Raw genomic sequence first — 18732 nt, forward strand, 5'->3', positions numbered from 1 at the left:
AAGGGGCGGTGCTTAACTGAAGTCACTTGGCTGACCAAAGGAGCCCCGTCATGAACCTGCATCAGTTCGCCGAAACCCACGAAGTCACCAACCAGCCACCGTCGCTGGACGGCGCCAACCTGTATCGCATCGACCTGCCGTTGCAGGAGTGGTCGCGGCGTTTCGGGGCCGGGTGGGCCGAGTCGCGGATCGACGCTTACGGTGCACTGGCCGGCGGGCCGCTGATGGAAGCGGGGTTCCTGGCCAATCAGAACAAGCCGGTTTTCAGCAGCCATGACCGTTACGGCCATCGCATCGATCTGGTGGAGTTTCACCCGGCGTATCACGAGTTGATGCGCACCGCGGTCGAACACGGTTTGACCTCAATGCCCTGGGCGCATCCGCAGTCCGGCGCTCATGTCGCCCGCGCCTCCATGACCTACCTGCACAGCCAGGCCGAAGCCGGCAGTGGTTGCCCGCTGACCATGACCTTCGCCAGCGTTCCAGCGATGCGTCTGCAACCGGACCTGGCCGAGCAGTGGCTGCCGAAAATCCTCTCTACCGAATACGACCCGCGCAACGTCGGCATGGCCCACAAGGCCGGGGTCACCATCGGCATGGCCATGACCGAGAAACAGGGTGGCACCGACGTGCGGGCCAACACCACCAAGGCTTTTCCGGTCGGTGCCAGTGGTCCGGGGCAGGCGTATGAACTGGTGGGCCACAAGTGGTTCTGTTCGGCACCCATGTGCGATGCCTTCCTGACCCTGGCCCAGACAGACAAGGGTTTGACCTGTTTCCTGCTGCCGCGCCATCGCCCGGATGACACGCGCAATCAGTTCTACATACAGCGCCTGAAGAACAAACTTGGCAATTGCTCCAACGCTTCCAGCGAAGTGGAGTTCCGTGGTGCGCTGGCGTGGATGGTCGGCGAGGAAGGGCGGGGCGTTCCGACCATCATCGAAATGGTCGCCATGACCCGCTTCGATTGCATGGTCGGTTCCAGTTCGCTGATACGCCAGGCCCTGACCCAGGCCAGCCATCACTGCGCCCACCGCAAGGTCGGCGGCAAACTACTCAGCGAACAACCCTTGATGCAGAACGTCCTGGCCGACCTGGCCCTGGAAAGCGAAGCCGCCCTGGCCTTGAGCCTGCGCATGGGCCGGGCGCTGGATCATCTGGATGACGAGCATGAAGCCAAATTCGCTCGGCTGGTCACGGCGGTGGGCAAGTACTGGATCTGCAAGCGCGCGCCCGGGATGATCAACGAAGCTGCCGAATGCATGGGCGGCGCCGGTTATGTCGAAGACAGCATCCTGCCGCGGTTGTACCGTGAGGCACCGGTCAATTCGACGTGGGAAGGTTCCGGCAACGTGCAATGCCTCGACGTGTTGCGAGCGTTGTCGAAGGAACCGGGTGTGCTTGACGTATTGTTCAGCGAATTGGGCGATGGTCATGGCAACAAACGTCTGGCCGCACACATCACTCAATTGCAGGCCGCGTTCAAGGACACCCGCGACATTCAATATCGTGCGCGGCAGCTCACCGAAGACATCGCCTTGGGCCTTCAGGCCAAGCTGTTGCTGGAAGCGGGCAACTCCACCGTCAGCGAAGCCTTCATCGCCAGCCGCCTCGGTTCGGCCGGTCGGGTGTATGGCGCGTTGCCACGTGGGCTGGATGTGGAAGCGATTGTTGCCCGGTCGACACCACAGGGCTTCTGATCGCGCTGACTTGCAGGCAAGATGAAGGCCTGCAAGTCAGAACACAGGATGCTGATCGTGACCGAAGCTTTTATTGTCGTTCAAACCGCCGAGCAAGCCGTGGACCGGCTTGCGCTCTTGCACAATCGTGCAACCACCGCGCTGAACCAGGCGCTCAAGCGTTACCTCAAGGATCGAGTCGAACCGGACGCCGAACAGCGTGCGATGTTTCGTTATCCCGAATTGCGTCTGACCTACCTTTGCCAGGGCGAAGTCCCACAGACCACTCGCGCCTACGCCAAGGTTCAGTTGCCGGGGACTTACAGCGTCACCGTCACCCATCCGGCGGCTTTCCGTAAGTACTTGCTGGAGCAACTCGTGCCGTTGATGCACGACTTCACCGTGACCGTGGAAGTCGGCATCAGCCAGCAAAACATTCCTTATCCGTACGTGGTCGAGCAGGGCGATGAGCTGGCGGGCTCCGGCGTGACTGCGGCCGTGCTGGCGCGGGTGTTCCCCAGTACCGACTTGTCGGCCGCGACCGACGGTATTGCCGACGGCCTGTACGATTGGGAAAACACCGACCCGCTGCCGTTGGCCTTGTTCGACGCCGCGCGGGTGGACTTCTCCCTGCGCCGTCTGGTGCATTACACCGGCAGCGACTGGCGTCATGTGCAGCCATGGATTCTGCTGACCAACTACCACCGCTACGTTGACCAGTTCATCGTCCATGGTCTGGAACAGTTGCGCAGCGATCCGCGTTTCGTGCGCATGGTCTTGCCGGGCAACGTGATCATCGAAAAGAGCATGGACCACGGCGAAGCCTCGGCGATTGCCGCCGGTGTGGTTTGGCACCGCTATCAGATGCCGGCCTATCACCTGATCGCCAGCGACGGCCACGGCGTGACCCTGGTGAACATCGGCGTCGGCCCGTCCAACGCCAAGAACATCACCGACCACCTGGCGGTGCTGCGTCCGCATTGCTGGCTGATGATCGGGCACTGTGGCGGTTTGCGTCAGTCACAGACGATTGGCGATTACGTGCTGGCGCACGCTTACATGCGCCGCGACGGGATTCTCGATCGGGTCGTGCCGCCGAATATTCCGATTCCGGCCCTGGCCGAAGTGCAGATGGCGTTGCAGCAAGCGGCGGCCAATATCACCGGTGAGAAGGGCGACGAACTGAAAAAACGCCTGCGCACCGGCACCGTGCTGACCTACGACGACCGTAACTGGGAATTGCGCTGGGCTCAGGAGCGTCCGCTGATCAATCTGTCTCGCGCCGTGGCGGTGGACATGGAAAGCGGCACCATCGCGGCGCAAGGTTATCGCTTGCGGGTTCCGTACGGCACGTTGCTCTGTGTTTCGGACAAACCGTTGCACAGCGAAATCAAACTGCCGGGTTCGGCCAACGCCTTCTATGAGCGTGCGGTCAGCCAGCACTTGAAGATCGGTATCGAGGCGGTGGATCTGTTGCGCACCGAACTCAACTCGCTGCACTCGCGCAAACTGCGCAGCTTCGACGAGCCGCCGTTCCGCTGATTGCGAGATGGTCATTTAGCGGTCAGGGCACTAGCATTAGCAGCCCTGACCGTTAGATGTTCCTTTTCCCATGTCTCGTCCCCAACGTCCCGTTTCCCGCCGCCCTGGCGTGAAGCCTGCGCCATCGTCCTCAGCCCCGCGCCGTGTCGCCAAAGCGCCACCGGCCGAACCGAAGCTGATTCTGTTCAACAAGCCTTTTGATGTGCTGACGCAATTCAGCGACGGCGAAGGGCGGGCGACGCTCAAGGATTACATCGAGATCCCCGGCATTTACCCGGCAGGACGTCTGGACCGCGACAGCGAAGGTTTGCTGCTGCTGACCAACGACGGCCAGCTTCAGGCGCGGATTGCCGACCCGAAACACAAACTGGCCAAGACCTATTGGGTGCAAGTGGAAGGCGAGCCGAGCGCCGAGCAGTTGCAACGCTTGCGCGATGGCGTGGAGCTGAACGATGGCATGACGCTCCCGGCTGAAGCTCGACAGCTTGAAGAACCTGAGCTGTGGCCACGCAACCCGCCCGTACGCTTTCGCAAAAGCGTGCCGACGAGCTGGCTGGAATTGGTGATTCGCGAAGGGCGCAACCGCCAGGTACGGCGCATGACCGCGGCGGTCGGCTTGCCGACGTTGCGTCTGGTGCGGGTCAGAATCGGCGACTGGTCGATCGAAGGGCTCGATCAGGGCCAGTGGAAGGAAGTGCCGGCGCGTTTATAACGTGCCGGATTCGATCAGGCCGATGACCACGCTTTTGATCACGAACGCGGCCACGCCCAGACCCAGTACAAAGAACAGGATGAACGAGCCAAAGCGTCCGGCCTTGGATTTCTTCGCCAGATCCCAGACGATAAAACCCATGAAAATGATCAGGATGCTGACCAGTCCAGTCATCATCCACTCTTCGAATACTGCAGGATCCATCGGACATCTCCAGCGCTGGCGGGGGTAAAAGGCGCTGGAGTATACGGCATGGGGGATTGGCGAAGTATTGACCTGCGGCAGTGTGTCGCAGCTATTCGTCGCATGGCTCTACCCTTGTAGGAGCTCCTACTGATCTACAGAAACTGGTCTCAGCTGCGCAGGTGAGTCAGCGGCAACTCAGTACTGTTGAGCACCTGATTCAACACAAAACTCGACCGCACACTCGTCACCCCTTCAATCCGGGTCAGATGTCCCAGCAGCAACTTTTGATAGTGGTCCATGTCCGGCACCACCACCTTGAGCTGATAGTCCGCATCCATCCCGGTCACCAGGCTGCATTCCAGCACCTGCGGTAACGTGCGAATCGCCGCTTCGAAGTTCTCGAACCGCTCTGGCGTATGCCGGTCCATGCCTATCAACACGTAAGCCGTCAGGCTCAGGCCAAGCATCTTGCGGTCTAGCAGGGCCACCTGGCGGGAGATGTAACCGTCGTCCTCCAGTTGCTTGACCCGCCGCGAGCATGGCGAGGGGGACAGGCCGATGCGTTCGGCCAGCTCCTGGTTGGAGATGCGCGCGTCACGCTGCAATTCCGCCAAAATGCTCAGGTCGTATCGGTCGAGTTTGCTCATCAATCAGGCCTTTGTCATAACTATTGCGGTGGATTATCTATCCAGGGTTAAAAATTGCGCAAGTGATGTTTATTTGAGCAATCTTCGCAATCCTCTGCCGGCGCCGCGAGCCTATTCTTATCACCAGAATCACTGCTCGGACAAACAGTCCACAGCGGCTCGCCCAATCAGGCCAGCTGCGGTCGCCACCCCCACAGGGGATGTGTCGGCCCCCGAGCTACACACTGTCCAGAAGACGGCGTGAGGTGAGCCGACGTCATAAGCGTCGAGCACGGACGAAGTTCTCTAAAGGGAGGCCGACGGGTCTCCCTTTTCTTTTGCCCGGAATTTGCCGACTGCCCTCAATAAATAAGTTGCGTGACTGATAACCTGTTGCAGAACCGGCCTGAGCTTTCCCAGTCTTACGTACAGGCCCTAACCCGCAGTGAGGAAAAGCATGAAGTCGCGCATCTGGCGTTTGGCCGGTGTTGGTTTGCTGTGTGTAAGTGTCACTGCGCAATCGCTGGCCGATGAGCCGCAAAACCGTGGCCCCGATGGCGGGCAACGCGGGTCGGATGGCCACCAGGGAAACAATCAGGGCCACGGCGGCAATAACCAGCCGCGTGCGCAGAATAACGACATCATTCGTGGCGACAACAGCCGTCAGTTCGAGCACAACGGCCAGAATCAGAACAACGGCCAGTGGCAGAACCAGCCCCGGCCGCAGCACGATTACAACAATCCGGTTCGCTCGCCGCCGCCACCGCCGCAGTTACCGGCCAACGACCTGCCGATTCAGGGTCGGCCCGACACTGTGCGCCAGACCCAGCAGCCGCAGCGTGGTTACTACCAGGACGTCCCGCGGCGCAACGATTACAACCAGCATTGGCAGAACAACGGCCCGCGTCCCGATGACCATCGCTGGGCCGGTCGCCCGGATGGGCATGGCAATGGCTGGGGACCTGGTCCGCAGTATCGTCCCGGTCATGTGATCGATCGCTTCCCCGACCGTGATTACCGTGTGCCGTACCGTGGTCAGGATTACTTCTACTCCGGCGGCTACTGGTATCGCCCACAAGGCCCGCGTTACGTGGTGGTTCAGCCGCCACGCGGGATTCGTGTCAGCTACTTGCCGGATTACGCGCGCGAAGTGTGGATCGGCGGTGCGCTGTTGTTCCTGGCGGCCGGTTCTTATTACGCCTATCAGGAAAGCACTCAGGATTACGTCGTGGTCGAACCGCCCGTGCAACCGCAACCGGTCAGCAATGGTTATGACGTGGTGGCGTATCCGGCCAACGGCCAGTCGCCAGAGCAGGTCAACCAGGACGGTTACGAGTGCTATCAATACGCGGTGCAGCAGAGTGGCTTCGATCCGCGAACGGCCACCTACCAGCCAGACCCGTCGGTGGTGCAAGCCTACCGTCAGGCCCAGGGCAACTGCCTGAGCAGTCGCGGTTATCAGGTTTCTTTCTGATCCCTGCCTGCCAGTACCGCTTCCTGCGGGTCGGCGTGCACCAGCACTTCGGCTCGCGGGTACGCGGCATGAATGGCATCGGCGGCTTGGTCGCTGATGCCGTGAGCGACTGACAGGGTCAGATCCCCCGGCAATTCCAGGTGCAACTGCACGAACCACTGGTTGCCGGAAACCCGCGTACGCAGGTCGTGCGCCCCCAATACTCCCGGTACGCTGCAGGCCAGTTCGAGCATGTGCTGGCTGACGTCCGAGGGCAGTTCTTCATCCATCAGCACCATAAAGCTCTCTCGGGCGATCTGAATCGCGCTCCAAAAAATGTAGGCGGCAATCCCCAACCCGAACCAAGGGTCGACCTGATGCCAGCCAAACCCGGCGAGCACCAGCGCCACCAGAATGCTGCCGTTGAGCAGCATGTCCGAGCGGTAATGCAGGGAGTCGGCGCGCACCGCGTTGGAGCCGGTCGCCTTGACGACCCGATGTTGCAACATCAGCAGGGCCAGGGTCAGCGCCAGGGAAAACACAATCACCCCGATGCTGATCCACGGCGCTCCCACCGGTTCCGGGTGTTTCAGTCGATCAATCGCCTGCAAGGCAATCAGCACCGCACTGCCGCCAATGAACAACGCCTGAGCCATGCCCGCCAACGACTCGGCCTTGCCGTGTCCATACCGATGATCATCGTCGGCCGGGCGCAAGGCGTAATGCACAGCGAGCAGGTTGAGCAGCGAGGTGACGCCGTCGAGGGTCGAGTCGGTCAACCCGGCGAGCATGCTCACCGACCCACTCAACCACCAGGCGATGGCTTTGGCGACGATCAACGTGCACGCCACCGCCACCGAGGCACGGGTCGCCAGCCGCAGCAGGCGGGCGTGTTCGGAGCTGGAGATCATAAGTGCGGCTATTCCTTTAAGTGCACGGTTTACGCGGCTGGTTGCAGACCGAACATGGCCAGTTGCTGGGCGCTGCCCTTGTGCTGGATCAGGCGTGGGTCATCCAGCGGGAAGCTGCGGCCCAGTTCGGTTTCGAGAATAGTCTGCAACTTGTGGTTATCGACCTTGCCGTCGGCGCCGATGGCTTCCTTAAGTTTTTCCGGGGCCACCTGGGCGGTCTCGCCGGGTGCGAAGTAAATTGCGCCAGTGGCGAAGTCCACGGCAAACGCGATCAGGCCGGGGATGATGTAGAACAGCAAGCCCATGGCATCGAGCGCGGCGATGGCCGGGTCGATCTTGCCGTCAATCTGACCGCGACGGTCAGGGTAGAAAATCGATCCGCAAGCGGTCACCTGGGTCAACAACGTCGCGACCAATACACCGCCAATCAAGCGAAAGGGAACACGCATATGAAATCTCCTGAGTCATCTGGAAAACGAAGCGTCGTCGATATGAATTAGGACAGCAACGAGCGACAAGCAGTTCGCCGTTATACTCGGCCCTCTGTTTGGGAGCCAGCATGATTTCTTTGCCGATTGATGAAGTTTTACCCGCCCTGCGTGAAGCCTTGGCTACACGCCACGAAGCCGTGCTCGAAGCACCGCCCGGCGCCGGTAAAACCACCCGCGTGCCGCTGGCCTTGCTCAACGAGCCCTGGTTGGCCGGGCAGACCATTCTGATGCTTGAACCGCGCCGTTTGGCTGCGCGGGCGGCAGCGGAGCGTCTGGCCAGTGAGCTGGGCGAGAAGGTCGGCGAAACCGTCGGTTATCGCATTCGTCTTGACAGCAAAGTCGGCCCCAACACCCGCATCGAAGTGGTCACCGAAGGGATACTGACCCGACGCTTGCAGGATGACCCGGCGCTCGAAGGCGTTGGCCTGCTGATCTTCGACGAATTCCACGAGCGCAGCCTCGACGCCGATCTGGCGCTGGCCTTGAGCCTGAATGGCCGGGAGCTGTTTCGTGACGACCAACCGCTGAAAATCCTGTTGATGTCGGCAACGCTGGAAGGCGAACGCCTGGCCGGGTTGCTCGATGACGCGCCGATCCTGCGCAGCGAAGGCCGCATGTACCCGGTGGCGATGCGCTGGGGTCGGCCGTTTCAATCGGGTGAATTCATCGAGCCGCGTCTGGTGCAGACCATTCTCGAAGCACTGAATGATGAAACCGGCAGCGTGCTGGTGTTCCTGCCGGGGCAGGCGGAAATCCGTCGGGTACATCAACAACTGGCCGATGCACTGGGCGAGAGCACGCAGGTTCTGCTCTGCCCGTTGCACGGTGAACTGGACCTCGCCGCCCAACGTGCGGCGATTGATCCGGCCCCCGCCGGCAAACGCAAAGTGGTGCTGGCGACCAACATCGCCGAGACCAGCCTGACCATCAATGGCGTACGCGTGGTGATCGATGCCGGGTTGGCGCGGGTGCCGCGTTTCGACCCGGGCAGTGGCATGGCCCGTCTCGATACTCAGCGTATTTCCAAAGCCAGCGCCACTCAGCGCGCAGGCCGGGCAGGGCGTTTGGAACCGGGTGTGTGTTATCGGTTGTGGTCGCAGGATCAGCATGAACAATTGGCGGCCTACGCCAGCGCGGAAATCCTCTCGGCCGATCTTGCCGGGTTAGCGTTGCAGCTCGGCCGCTGGGGCGTGACACCGGGGCAATTGGTGTGGCTCGACGTACCACCAGCCGCCGCTTATGCACAGGCTCAGGACTTGCTTGAGCGCCTGGGTGCATTGGACGGTGAAGCGCTGACCCGTCACGGTCAGGCCATGGCCGAACTGCCGGCGCATCCACGTATCGCGCATTTGCTGTTGCGCGGTCAGGCGCTTGGCTTGGCCGACATGGCCTGCGATGTCGCGGCATTGCTCGGTGAACGGGATATTTTGCGTGGCGCTGGGGCGGATCTGCACAGCCGATTGGTGCTGTTGTCCGGCGAAGAACGCGCCGCACGCGGTGCTCAGGGTGGCGTGCAACGTGCCCGGCAACTGGCGCGGCAATATCGCGGCTACCTGCGGGGTAAAGCGTCGGAACCGGTCAGCGATCCGGATCATCCGCGTTGGCTCGGTGCGTTGCTGGCGTTGGCCTATCCCGACCGCGTTGCCCAGCAGCGTCGTGCCGGTGGCGCGGAGTATCGCCTGGCCAACGGTCGCGCAGCGTTGTTCGCCGAAGCCGACAGTTTGATGAAGCAACCGTGGCTGGTGATCGCCGATCTCGGCAGCCGTCAGGGTCAGCGTGAAGAACGCATTTATCTGGCGGCGGATTTCGATCCGGCGCTGTTCGATTCAGTGTTGGCCGAGCAAGTGCGCGTGGTCGATCAACTGGATTGGGACGAGCGCGAAGGCGTGTTGCGCGCCGAGCGTCAGCGGAAGGTCGGTGAATTGATCCTCAGCCGCGAGCCGTTGACCGGACTCGATGAGACCGCTCGCAGTCAGGCGCTGGTCAATCTGGTGCGACGCAAAGGTCTGGAGCTGTTGCCGTGGACTCCGGAGCTGCGCCAGTGGCAAGCGCGAGTGGCGTTGCTGCGACAGCTGGACCTCAGCAGCAAAGAGCAGAGTGAATGGCCGGATGTCAGCGACGCCGCCCTGCTCAAAAGCCTCGAACATTGGCTGATGCCGTATCTGGGCAAAGTCTCGCGGCTCAGTCACTTCGCCAATCTGGACCTGTCGAGCATCGTCCATAACCTGTTGCCGTGGCCGCTGCCGCAACGGCTAGATGAGCTGGCGCCGCATCATTTGAGCGTGCCGTCGGGTTCATCGATTCGTCTGGACTACAGTGAGCAGCCGCCGATTCTGGCGGTGCGGTTGCAGGAGTTGTTCGGCCTGGCCGAGACCCCACGGATTGCCGGTGGCCGGCAGGTGGTGAAGTTGCATTTGCTGTCCCCGGCGCGACGGCCGGTGCAAGTGACCCAGGACCTGGCGAACTTCTGGCGCAGCACGTATGCCGAGGTGAAGAAGGACTTGAAGGGGCGGTATCCGAAGCACTACTGGCCGGATGATCCGCTGGTGGCCGAGGCAACCGCGCGGATCAAACCTCGTAAATAATCGCTAAGATCGAACACAAACCTGTGGCGAGGGGGGTTCGACTGGCTCAACAGTTGTGCCAGGCATTAAGGCCTGGTAGCAGCCTTCGCGGTCAACTGCTCCCGACAATAATCGGCAAACAACTGCGCCGGTTTGGTCAACTGCCCGCGCTTGAGCCACGCCGCCACCAACCCTGAGCCGGTGATGTCTTCGACGATGTCCACGCACACCACTTTCTGGCCGTCATAGGTGCACTCCGAATGCGGCCGGGTGACCAGGATCGAGAAGCCGAAGCCTTGCCCGACCATGCCCCGGACCATCTCGATTGACGGTGAGCTGAAGGCAATGTTCGGCGTCAGCCCCAACTCTTCGAACAGGCTGACGAAGTAGGTCCGGCTCGGTTGCACGTCCAGCAGAATCATCGGCTCCAGGCACAGGTCACGCAGCGACACTTGCTTGAGTTGGGCAAAGCGGTGATCCGCCGGCAGCAACGCATAAGGCCGTTGCGCCGGCATCAGTGGTTCGGTCTGGATGGTGGCGTCGAGATCGTGCTCATAGAGGATCGCCAGGTCGAAGGTGCCCGAGGTCAGGCCTTGCACCAGTTCTTGCTGTTCGCCGTCGCGGATGCGGATTTTCACCCCCGGATACAGCGCCGAGAACCCGGCAATCAGTTGCGGCAGGTACAGCGGCGCGACCGTCTCGAAGCAACCGATATCGATTTGCCCGGCCACCACGTCGTTGTCGGCGAGGGCGTTCTGTTCGAACTCCTTGGCCATACGAAGCAGTTCCTGAGCTTTGCGATAGAAGCGCGCGCCGCTGGGGGTCAAGGACACACCTTGGGCGTGATGACGGATCAATAGTTGCACGCCGAAGCTGTCTTCCAGGCCTTTGATCGCCGTGGAGATCGCCGGCTGGGCGATGTACAGCTTGCGCGACGCCTCGGCGACGCTGCCGCATTCGACGGTGGTGATGAAGTACTTCAATTGACGCAGGTTGTAGGCAGCCACGGCAAACCTCGGGGTGGATGATTTCGACATCCAGGCAATTTTCGCGCCGACTGCATCCGTTCTGACGACGGTGTTGTTGTGCTTGAACAATAACCACATACCGCGCCACCGGGGAGATTGGCTGCCCAGTTTTTTCATGGTCTGCGAAAACATTTTTACTATTTTTCGTGGACACGGGGCTGGGCCACCATCCAATCACAAGAAAAGCCCATGGAGCATCTGAACGTGTTCGAGCTTACATTCTGGCAAAACAAAGCCGCTGCGCTGCGGTTTCCCGATCAAGCCGTGATCGACGGCAAACCCCGTGCGGCGCAGTCGGGGCAAACCTTCGCCGCGATCAATCCGGCCACCGGCCAGTGCCTGGCCAACGTGGCCGCGTGCGGCGATGAAGACGTGGACGCAGCAGTGCGCAATGCGCGGCACGTGTTCGAGGCCGGAACCTGGTCAACGCGTTCGCCGAGTGAACGCAAGCAAGTGCTGTTGCGCCTGGCCGATCTGATCATGACCCATCGTGAAGAACTGGCATTGCTCGATTCGTTGAACATGGGCAAACCGGTGATGGACGCCTACAACATCGACGTACCGGGCGCCGCCGGGGTGTTTCGCTGGTACGCCGAAAGCCTCGACAAACTCTATGACCAGATCGCCCCGAGCGCACAGAACGTGCTGGCGACCATCACCCGCGAAGCGCTGGGCGTGGTTGCGGCCGTGGTGCCCTGGAATTTCCCGCTGGACATGGCCGCCTGGAAACTCGCACCCGCGTTGGCGGCGGGTAATTCGGTGATTCTAAAACCGGCCGAGCAGTCACCGTTTTCCGCCCTGCGTCTGGCTGCGCTGGCGCTGGAAGCCGGCCTGCCAGCAGGCGTGCTGAACGTGCTGCCGGGGCTCGGCGAGCAGACTGGCAAAGCCCTCGGTCTGCACCCGGACGTCGATTGTCTGGTGTTCACCGGTTCCACCGAAGTGGGCAAATATTTCATGCAGTACTCGGCGCAATCCAACCTGAAACAGGTGTGGCTGGAGTGCGGCGGCAAGAGCGCCAATCTGGTGTTCGCTGATTGTCAGGACCTGGATCTGGCCGCCGAGAAAGCCGCGTTCGGGATCTTCTTCAATCAAGGCGAAGTCTGCTCGGCCAACTCGCGCCTGCTGGTGGAGCGTTCGATTCATGACGAGTTCGTCGAGCGTCTCAAGGCGCACGCCGAACGTTGGCAACCGGGTGATCCGCTGGACCCGTCGAGCCGCGCCGGCGCAATCGTCGACAGCCGCCAGACCGCGCGCATCATGACGTTCATCCAGCAGGCCGAACGCCAAGGCGCGACGAAAGTTTGTGGCGGTCGACAGTCGATGTTCAACGGCTCCGATAACTTCATTCAGCCGACGATTTTCACCGGTGTGAGCCCGGACATGCCGCTGTTTCACGATGAAGTGTTCGGCCCGGTGCTGGCGGTCACGGCGTTCGATGACGAGGCCCACGCCTTGCAACTGGCCAACGACAGCGTCTACGGTTTGGCCGCGTCGCTGTGGACTGACGACCTCAACCGCGCCCACCGCGTGGCGCGGCAATTGCGAGCCGGCACGGTGTCGGTCAACAGCGTCGATGCGCTGGACGTGACCGTGCCTTTCGGCGGCGGCAAACAATCCGGTTTCGGCCGCGACCTGTCGCTGCACTCATTCGATAAATACACCCAGTTGAAGACCACCTGGTTTCAATTGCGATAACAACAAGAAACGGAGAACTGGCGATGACCACACCACGTGAAACCCGCGACTACCAGGCCGCCGATGCTGCGCACCACATCCACGCATTCGTCGATCAAAAAGCGCTCAACGATGAAGGGCCTCGGGTGATGGTCCGTGGCGAGCGTCTGCATTTGTGGGACAACGATGGTCGGCGTTACCTCGATGGCATGTCCGGGCTGTGGTGCACCAACCTCGGTTACGGGCGCAAGGACCTGGCTGCCGCCGCGACCCGGCAGCTGGAGCAGCTGCCGTACTACAACATGTTTTTCCACACCACCCACCCGCAGGTGATCGAGCTGTCGGAGCTGCTGTTCAGCCTGTTGCCAGGGCACTACAGCCACGCGATCTACACCAACTCCGGCTCCGAGGCCAACGAGGTGCTGATCCGCACCGTACGGCGTTACTGGCAGGTTCTTGGCAAGCCCGAGAAGAAAATCATGATCGGTCGCTGGAACGGTTACCACGGCTCGACCCTGGCGGCGACGGCGCTCGGCGGCATGAAGTTCATGCACGAAATGGGCGGCATGCTCCCCGACATCGAACACATCGATGAACCGTACTTTTTCGCCCACGAAGGCAACCTGACCCCGGCCGAATTTGGCCTGCTGGCGGCGCAGCAACTGGAAGCGAAGATTCTCGAACTCGGCGCGGACAAGGTCGCCGGGTTCATCGCCGAACCGTTCCAGGGCGCTGGCGGGATGATCTTTCCGCCCGAAAGTTACTGGCCAGAAATTCAGCGGATTTGCCGTAAATACGACGTGCTGTTGTGCGCTGATGAAGTGATCGGTGGCTTCGGTCGCACCGGCGAATGGTTCGCCCACGAGCACTTCGGTTTCGAGCCGGACACGCTGTCGATCGCCAAGGGTTTGACCTCCGGTTACATCCCTATGGGCGGATTGATTCTGTCGAAGAAAATGGCTCAGGTATTGGTGGAGCAGGGCGGGGTATTTGCCCACGGCTTGACCTACTCCGGGCACCCGGTAGCGGCGGCGGTGGCCATCGCCAACCTCACGGCATTGCGCGATGAAGGGGTGGTGACGCGGGTCAAGGACGACATCGGGCCGTACCTGCAACAGTGCTTGCGCGAGGTGTTCGGCAATCACCCGTTGGTGGGCGATATTCAGGGTGTCGGCATGGTGGCGGCGCTGCAATTGGCCGAGGATAAAACCAGTCGCAAGCGCTTTGCCAATGAGAATGATATTGCCTGGCGTTGCCGCACGATTGGGTTTGAAGAGGGGGTGATTATTCGTTCGACGCTGGGGCGGATGATCATGGCGCCGGCGTTGATTGCGAGTCGGGAAGAGGTTGATGAACTGGTTGGCAAGACCCTGAAAGCCGTTGATCGTACGGCGCAGGAATTCGGCCGACTTTAAGATTGACTGAAGGTCCTGCGGACCTTATCGCGAGCAGGCTCACTCCTACATTGGATCTGTGTGACCTTGGTAGAGAGGGCAACACAGAACTCCTGTAGGAGTGAGCCTGCTCGCGATTGCTTTCACCCATTCAACACACCTCTCCAGGCTTTTGCACCCACCCCGTGCACCCCCGCCAACCCCGCCCTTTCGCAGCGCACGCTACCCAGTTTTTTCATCGCTCGCCTCGACATATTTCCTAATTTTCCTAATCCCGGCCTTGGGCCAACATCGACTTCGCCAGCAAGCCGAACGCTGCCCACCAAAAAGTCCACCAGAGACCGCAGGTGACAGCGAACCCAAGGCCGCTGGCCGTACTGCCCATGACAAAACTAAATCAACAGCTTTGGGAGTGCTCCATGATCAAGTCCTTGCTTATCCGCTTCGCACATCCACTGGCGGTCACCGCCATCGCCGCGACGGTCGCCACCAGCGTCCAGGCCGGCACCCTCTCTATCGGCCACACCACGTGGGTCGGCTACGGCACGCTCTACCTGGCTCAGGATCTGGGCTACTTCAAGGAAAATGGTTTGACCGTCGAATTGCCTGTCGTCGAAGAGGCTTCGATGTACATGGCCGCGCAAGCCTCGGGCGAATTGTCGGGCTCGGCGTCGACCATCGACGAAGTGCTCAAGTACCGCCCGCAATTCTGCTTCAAGGCTGTAGCTGCATTGGATGACAGCCATGGTGGCGACGGTGTTCTGGTCGGCAAGGACATCAAGAGTCTGCAGGAGCTGAAAGGCAAAGCCGTGGCGGTGAACGAAGGGTCGACTTCGCAGTTCTGGCTGTCTTACCTGCTGAAAAAGCACGGCATGAAAATGAGCGACATCACCGTGCAGAACATGACGGCCGACGACGCCGCCACCGCGTTCATCGCCGGTCGCGTGCCAGCCGCCGTGACGTGGGAACCGCACCTGTCGATGGTTCGCAGCAAGCAACAAGGCAAGGTGCTGATCGACAGCAGTAGCACGCCGGGCGTGATTGTCGACGTGGTCGCGCTCAACTGCACGGTCATCGAGAAGCAGCCGGAAGACGTCAAGGCGTTGGTGGCCGGTTTGTACAAAGCGGTGCAGTACACCAAGGATCATCCGCAAGAAGCTTACAAAATCATGGCCAAAGGCGTTGGCGGTTACCTCGCCGATCCGAAGGAACTGGCCGCCGCGGCGCAAGGTGTGCGCTTCTACGATCAGGCCATGAGCGAAAAACTCCTCGGCGCGCCGGGCAAACCGGGCGACAGCGAACCGCTGATCAAACTGGCCAACGAGACCGCCAGTGAATTGCAGGGCAAACCCTACAACGTCAGCAATGACGACCTGATCGACAACCGCTTCGTCAGCCCGCTCTAGGAGGTTTGCATGTTCAAGCGCAATTCATGGCTGAGCCGCTGCATCACGCCCAAGACCGGTTTGCCGGTTTCAGTGATCTGGAGCGCGAGCGGTCTGGCCTGGGTGTTGTTGGTCGGCCTGTGGGCCGGGTTGTCTTACGGCGGCGTGGTGCCGGGCATGTTCCTGCCGACACCGGGCGCGGTGGTCGAGGCCGCCGTGCGCCTGAGCCGCGACGGCACACTCGGCCAGCATGTGTGGGCCAGCGTCGAGGTGGTGATGGTCGGTTTCATCGTCTCGTCGCTGGTGGCGGTGCCGCTGGGGTTGCTGATGGGCAGCTTCCGTATCGTTCAGGCGTTCCTTGAACCGATGGTGAACTTCATCCGTTACCTGCCGGTAACTTCGTTCGTGCCGCTGTTTATCTTGTGGATCGGCATCGGTCTGGAGCAGCGGGTGTCGGTGATCATCTTCGGCGTGTTTTTCCAGCAACTGGTGATGATCGCGGATGTGTCCAAAGGCATCTCCAAGGACTTGATCAACGCGTCTTACACCTTGGGCTCGAACCGTCGCGATGCGGTGCTGCATGTGATCGCCCCGGCGTCGTTGCCGGGTGTGCTCGACACCTTGCGCGTGACCATGGGCTGGGCCTGGACTTACCTGGTGGTCGCCGAGCTGGTCGCGGCCTCCAGCGGTCTGGGTTACTTGAGCCTTAAAGCCATGCGCGGCTTTCAAGTGGATGTGATTTTCCTGGCAATCGCGATCATCGGCCTGCTGGGCCTGGTCACCGATCAACTGTTCCGTTTTCTCCGTCTGAGGATCGCCGCATGGGCTCAGTAAGCGCCGTCAACCCTCGTTTCATCACGCCACAGGCTGCGCCGGTACACGCCGCGCCACGGCTGCAAGTGGACAAGGTCAGCCTTCGCTATCAAAAGCCCGATGGGGGAGTGTTCACCGCGCTGGATCAGGTGTCGTTCGAAGTGCCGGATCAGCAATTCGCTGTACTGGTCGGGCCTTCGGGCTGTGGCAAGTCGAGTCTGCTGTACCTCACCGCCGGATTGAATGAGCCCACGGAAGGCGAGATCTACGTCGGGGGCCAGCAAGTTCAAGGGCCGGGTGCGGATCGCGGCATGGTGTTCCAGAGCTACACGCTGTTCCCGTGGCTGACGGTGCGGCAGAACGTCGAGTTCGGCCTCAAACGTCGCGGTATGGCCGCCGCTCAGCGCAAGGAAATCGTCGACTACTACGTCAACGAAGTGGGCCTGACCGGGTTCGCTGACAACTACGCCAAGCAGCTGTCCGGCGGCATGATGCAGCGCGTCGCCATTGCTCGAGCGTTGGCCAACGACCCGCAAATCCTGTTGATGGACGAACCCTTCGGAGCGCTCGACAGCCAGACGCGCCTGCAAATGCAGCAGCTGTTGTTGCGGGTCTGGGGCAACAGCAAGAAGACCGTGTTGTTCGTGACTCACGATATCGACGAGGCGATTCTGCTGGGTGACCGGGTCTACGTGATGGGCGCACGGCCGGGTCGGATCAAGCAGATTCTGGACGTGCCGATCGAACGCCCACGGACCCTGGACATGGTCATGGAGCGCTCGTTCATCGACATGAAACGCAAGATCTTCGGGCTATTGCACGACGACTTGGAGGAGGTGCATTGATGCCAGCCTTGCACCAATCCCTGTAGGAGTGAGCCTGCTCGCGATTGCGGTGTTCCAGCTACATTGATGTCGACTGACACGACGCCATCGCGAGCAGGCTCACTCCTACAGTTGCTCGTTGTCAGTTGGCCGGCAGCAGGAAACGGGCGATCACCGGCAAGTGATCGGAGATCCGCAAGGTGTCGTCCTGTCTCACCGTCGCCTCGACCCGTTTGATCCGCGGGCTGTAGAACAGGTAGTCGACAGTCCGGTCCGGGCCGTTCAAGCCCGGATCATTCGGGTAATGGGTCAACCACCGCGCCCGGTCGATGCCGCTGGCTTCGTTGTTGGTCGGGATCATCGGGTATTTGTCCCACAGCACATGCAGCGCGCTGTCGGCGGAGTAGGGCGTGCGTTGCTCGTCGGGCAGGCGTCGATATTGCCCCAGCGGCAACAGGCTGAAGTCCCCGCCGATCAACCACGGCGTGCCGCGGCTTTCGAGCTTGTCGAGGACTTTGACCGTGGCCGTCACCTGGGATTGCAGCGTTTCGTCGGGCGGGATAACGCGGTCCAGATGGGTGTTGAGCACCGCTATCTGACTGCTGTCGCTCAACGGCAGGTACGTGACCATCAAGGCATTTTTCGGTTTGAACTGGCGAGTGATGAAGTTGGCCGGTTCGACCGGTAACTGCAGGCGTTCGGCGTGTTTGATCTGGTAGCGGCTGAGGGTGGCCAGCTGCCGGCCGACGCTGCCGAAGATGTGCGGCTCCGGCACGAAGTCGGCTTTCCAGTCGAAGGCGTGAGCGCTACACGGATACAGGTCTGCGACCCGCTCCTGAAGCAGTTTGAACTGGTTTTGGTAATCGCTGGCCTTGGCGCCTTCATCGAGTTCTTGCAACAGCACGACATCCGGTTGCTCGTCGCGGATCACCCGCGCCACTTCATCGAGGCTGAAGGCCATGTCTTCGGGCGTGGGTTTTTCGTCATTGCCGGCCGCCAGGTCATTCCAGAACACGTAGCGCTTTCCCGCCAGGTACTGGACGTTCCAGGTCATCACCTTCAGCGCCTGACCGGGCACCAGCGTCGGTGCCTGGGCGTTGCAACTGACCGGCAGGGCTTCCTTGGCTTCGGGGCGCCAGGTCAGGTTGTAGATCAGGGCAATCAGGCCGGTCAGGGTCAACAGGCCCAGCAGGGTGTAGCGCAGTAGACGGGTCATGGCTCGGCTTATAGCGTTACAAAAGTTGAGCCTGAGCATAACCGAGCGTCGGACTTAAGCCCAAGGGCGAAACGGCCTGCGCATCAATTAGCCGTAACACGCCCCCCTGTAGCAGCTGGCGAAGCCTGCGTTCGGCTGCGCAGCAGTCGTAAATCCGGCGAGCGCGGTCTACCTGATTCACCGAGAGCACTGATTTTACGACTGCTGCGCAGCCGAACGCAGGCTTCGCCAGCT

At 61.1% G+C, this 18732-nt stretch carries 16 protein-coding genes; 10 read left to right on the forward strand and 6 right to left on the reverse strand.

Annotated features, from left to right (window positions below; all coding sequences use genetic code 11):
* The first annotated feature begins 50 nt into the window (after positions 1 to 50).
* The 3 genes from QF010_RS26920 (at position 51) to QF010_RS26930 (ending at position 3933) form a co-directional block, all read left to right on the forward strand.
* On the forward strand, positions 51 to 1700 hold the full coding sequence (locus tag QF010_RS26920) for an acyl-CoA dehydrogenase family protein (RefSeq protein ID WP_429511829.1): 1650 nt from the start codon (positions 51 to 53) through the stop codon (positions 1698 to 1700).
* A 21-nt stretch (positions 1701 to 1721) separates the two neighbouring features.
* Positions 1722 to 3221 carry an AMP nucleosidase gene (gene amn, locus QF010_RS26925; protein ID WP_178082220.1) on the forward strand — a complete coding sequence of 500 codons (1500 nt, stop codon included), beginning with the start codon at positions 1722 to 1724 and terminating at the stop codon, positions 3219 to 3221.
* A 70-nt stretch (positions 3222 to 3291) separates the two neighbouring features.
* Positions 3292 to 3933, forward strand: coding sequence for a pseudouridine synthase (locus tag QF010_RS26930; protein WP_033054187.1), 642 nt, complete (start codon positions 3292 to 3294; stop codon positions 3931 to 3933).
* On the opposite strand, the gene QF010_RS26935 is transcribed toward QF010_RS26930, so the two are convergent.
* Both QF010_RS26935 and QF010_RS26940 read right to left on the reverse strand, forming a co-directional pair.
* Positions 3928 to 4137, reverse strand: a complete 210-nt coding sequence (locus QF010_RS26935) for a DUF2788 domain-containing protein (RefSeq protein WP_007937369.1) — start codon at positions 4135 to 4137, stop codon at positions 3928 to 3930. The genes QF010_RS26930 and QF010_RS26935 overlap by 6 nt on opposite strands.
* A gap of 149 nt (positions 4138 to 4286) precedes the next feature.
* On the reverse strand, positions 4287 to 4766 hold the full coding sequence (locus QF010_RS26940; protein ID WP_007937367.1) for an Lrp/AsnC family transcriptional regulator: 480 nt from the start codon (positions 4764 to 4766) through the stop codon (positions 4287 to 4289).
* A gap of 436 nt (positions 4767 to 5202) precedes the next feature.
* Between QF010_RS26940 and QF010_RS26945 the strand changes: the two genes are divergently transcribed.
* A complete protein-coding gene (locus QF010_RS26945) occupies positions 5203 to 6219 on the forward strand; it encodes a DUF6515 family protein (RefSeq protein WP_429534269.1) in 1017 nt (338 codons plus the stop codon).
* Here the strand turns inward: QF010_RS26945 and QF010_RS26950 are convergent.
* Together QF010_RS26950 and QF010_RS26955 are read right to left on the reverse strand one after the other, a co-directional pair.
* On the reverse strand, positions 6204 to 7109 hold the full coding sequence (locus QF010_RS26950; RefSeq protein ID WP_033054191.1) for a cation diffusion facilitator family transporter: 906 nt from the start codon (positions 7107 to 7109) through the stop codon (positions 6204 to 6206). The genes QF010_RS26945 and QF010_RS26950 overlap by 16 nt on opposite strands.
* Before the next feature lie 29 nt (positions 7110 to 7138).
* Positions 7139 to 7558, reverse strand: a complete 420-nt coding sequence (locus tag QF010_RS26955) for a polyribonucleotide nucleotidyltransferase (protein WP_429534270.1) — start codon at positions 7556 to 7558, stop codon at positions 7139 to 7141.
* A gap of 110 nt (positions 7559 to 7668) precedes the next feature.
* On the opposite strand from QF010_RS26955, the gene hrpB reads away from it, so the two are divergent.
* A complete protein-coding gene (gene hrpB, locus QF010_RS26960) occupies positions 7669 to 10185 on the forward strand; it encodes an ATP-dependent helicase HrpB (RefSeq protein WP_429534271.1) in 2517 nt (838 codons plus the stop codon).
* Between the two features lie 65 nt (positions 10186 to 10250).
* Here the strand turns inward: hrpB and QF010_RS26965 are convergent, their stop codons facing one another.
* Complete coding sequence (locus QF010_RS26965; RefSeq protein ID WP_008152888.1) at positions 10251 to 11171, reverse strand: LysR substrate-binding domain-containing protein; 921 nt, start codon at positions 11169 to 11171, stop codon at positions 10251 to 10253.
* A gap of 225 nt (positions 11172 to 11396) precedes the next feature.
* On the opposite strand from QF010_RS26965, the gene QF010_RS26970 reads away from it, so the two are divergent.
* The 5 genes from QF010_RS26970 to QF010_RS26990 all read left to right on the forward strand — a co-directional run bounded on the left by QF010_RS26970 (position 11397) and on the right by QF010_RS26990 (position 17303).
* On the forward strand, positions 11397 to 12887 hold the full coding sequence (locus tag QF010_RS26970; RefSeq protein ID WP_429534291.1) for an aldehyde dehydrogenase: 1491 nt from the start codon (positions 11397 to 11399) through the stop codon (positions 12885 to 12887).
* 23 nt (positions 12888 to 12910) lie between these two features.
* The gene (locus QF010_RS26975) at positions 12911 to 14281 is read left to right on the forward strand and encodes an aspartate aminotransferase family protein (RefSeq protein WP_033054197.1); all 1371 of its coding nucleotides are present in this window, start codon (positions 12911 to 12913) and stop codon (positions 14279 to 14281) included.
* Positions 14282 to 14679: 398 nt separating this feature from the next.
* Positions 14680 to 15666: an ABC transporter substrate-binding protein gene (locus QF010_RS26980; RefSeq protein WP_429534272.1), complete on the forward strand. Its 987-nt coding sequence runs from the start codon at positions 14680 to 14682 to the stop codon at positions 15664 to 15666.
* A 9-nt stretch (positions 15667 to 15675) separates the two neighbouring features.
* Positions 15676 to 16479 carry an ABC transporter permease gene (locus tag QF010_RS26985; RefSeq protein ID WP_033054201.1) on the forward strand — a complete coding sequence of 268 codons (804 nt, stop codon included), beginning with the start codon at positions 15676 to 15678 and terminating at the stop codon, positions 16477 to 16479.
* Positions 16467 to 17303 carry an ABC transporter ATP-binding protein gene (locus QF010_RS26990; RefSeq protein WP_429534273.1) on the forward strand — a complete coding sequence of 279 codons (837 nt, stop codon included), beginning with the start codon at positions 16467 to 16469 and terminating at the stop codon, positions 17301 to 17303. The genes QF010_RS26985 and QF010_RS26990 overlap by 13 nt, the downstream gene beginning before the upstream one ends.
* A 121-nt stretch (positions 17304 to 17424) precedes the next feature.
* Here QF010_RS26990 and QF010_RS26995 read toward each other — a convergent pair whose 3' ends face one another.
* A complete protein-coding gene (locus QF010_RS26995) occupies positions 17425 to 18498 on the reverse strand; it encodes an endonuclease/exonuclease/phosphatase family protein (RefSeq protein WP_429511837.1) in 1074 nt (357 codons plus the stop codon).
* Positions 18499 to 18732: the final 234 nt, after the last annotated feature.

This window comes from Pseudomonas silensiensis (assembly GCF_050434865.1).
Classification (GTDB): Bacteria; Pseudomonadota; Gammaproteobacteria; order Pseudomonadales; family Pseudomonadaceae; genus Aquipseudomonas; species Aquipseudomonas fluorescens_W.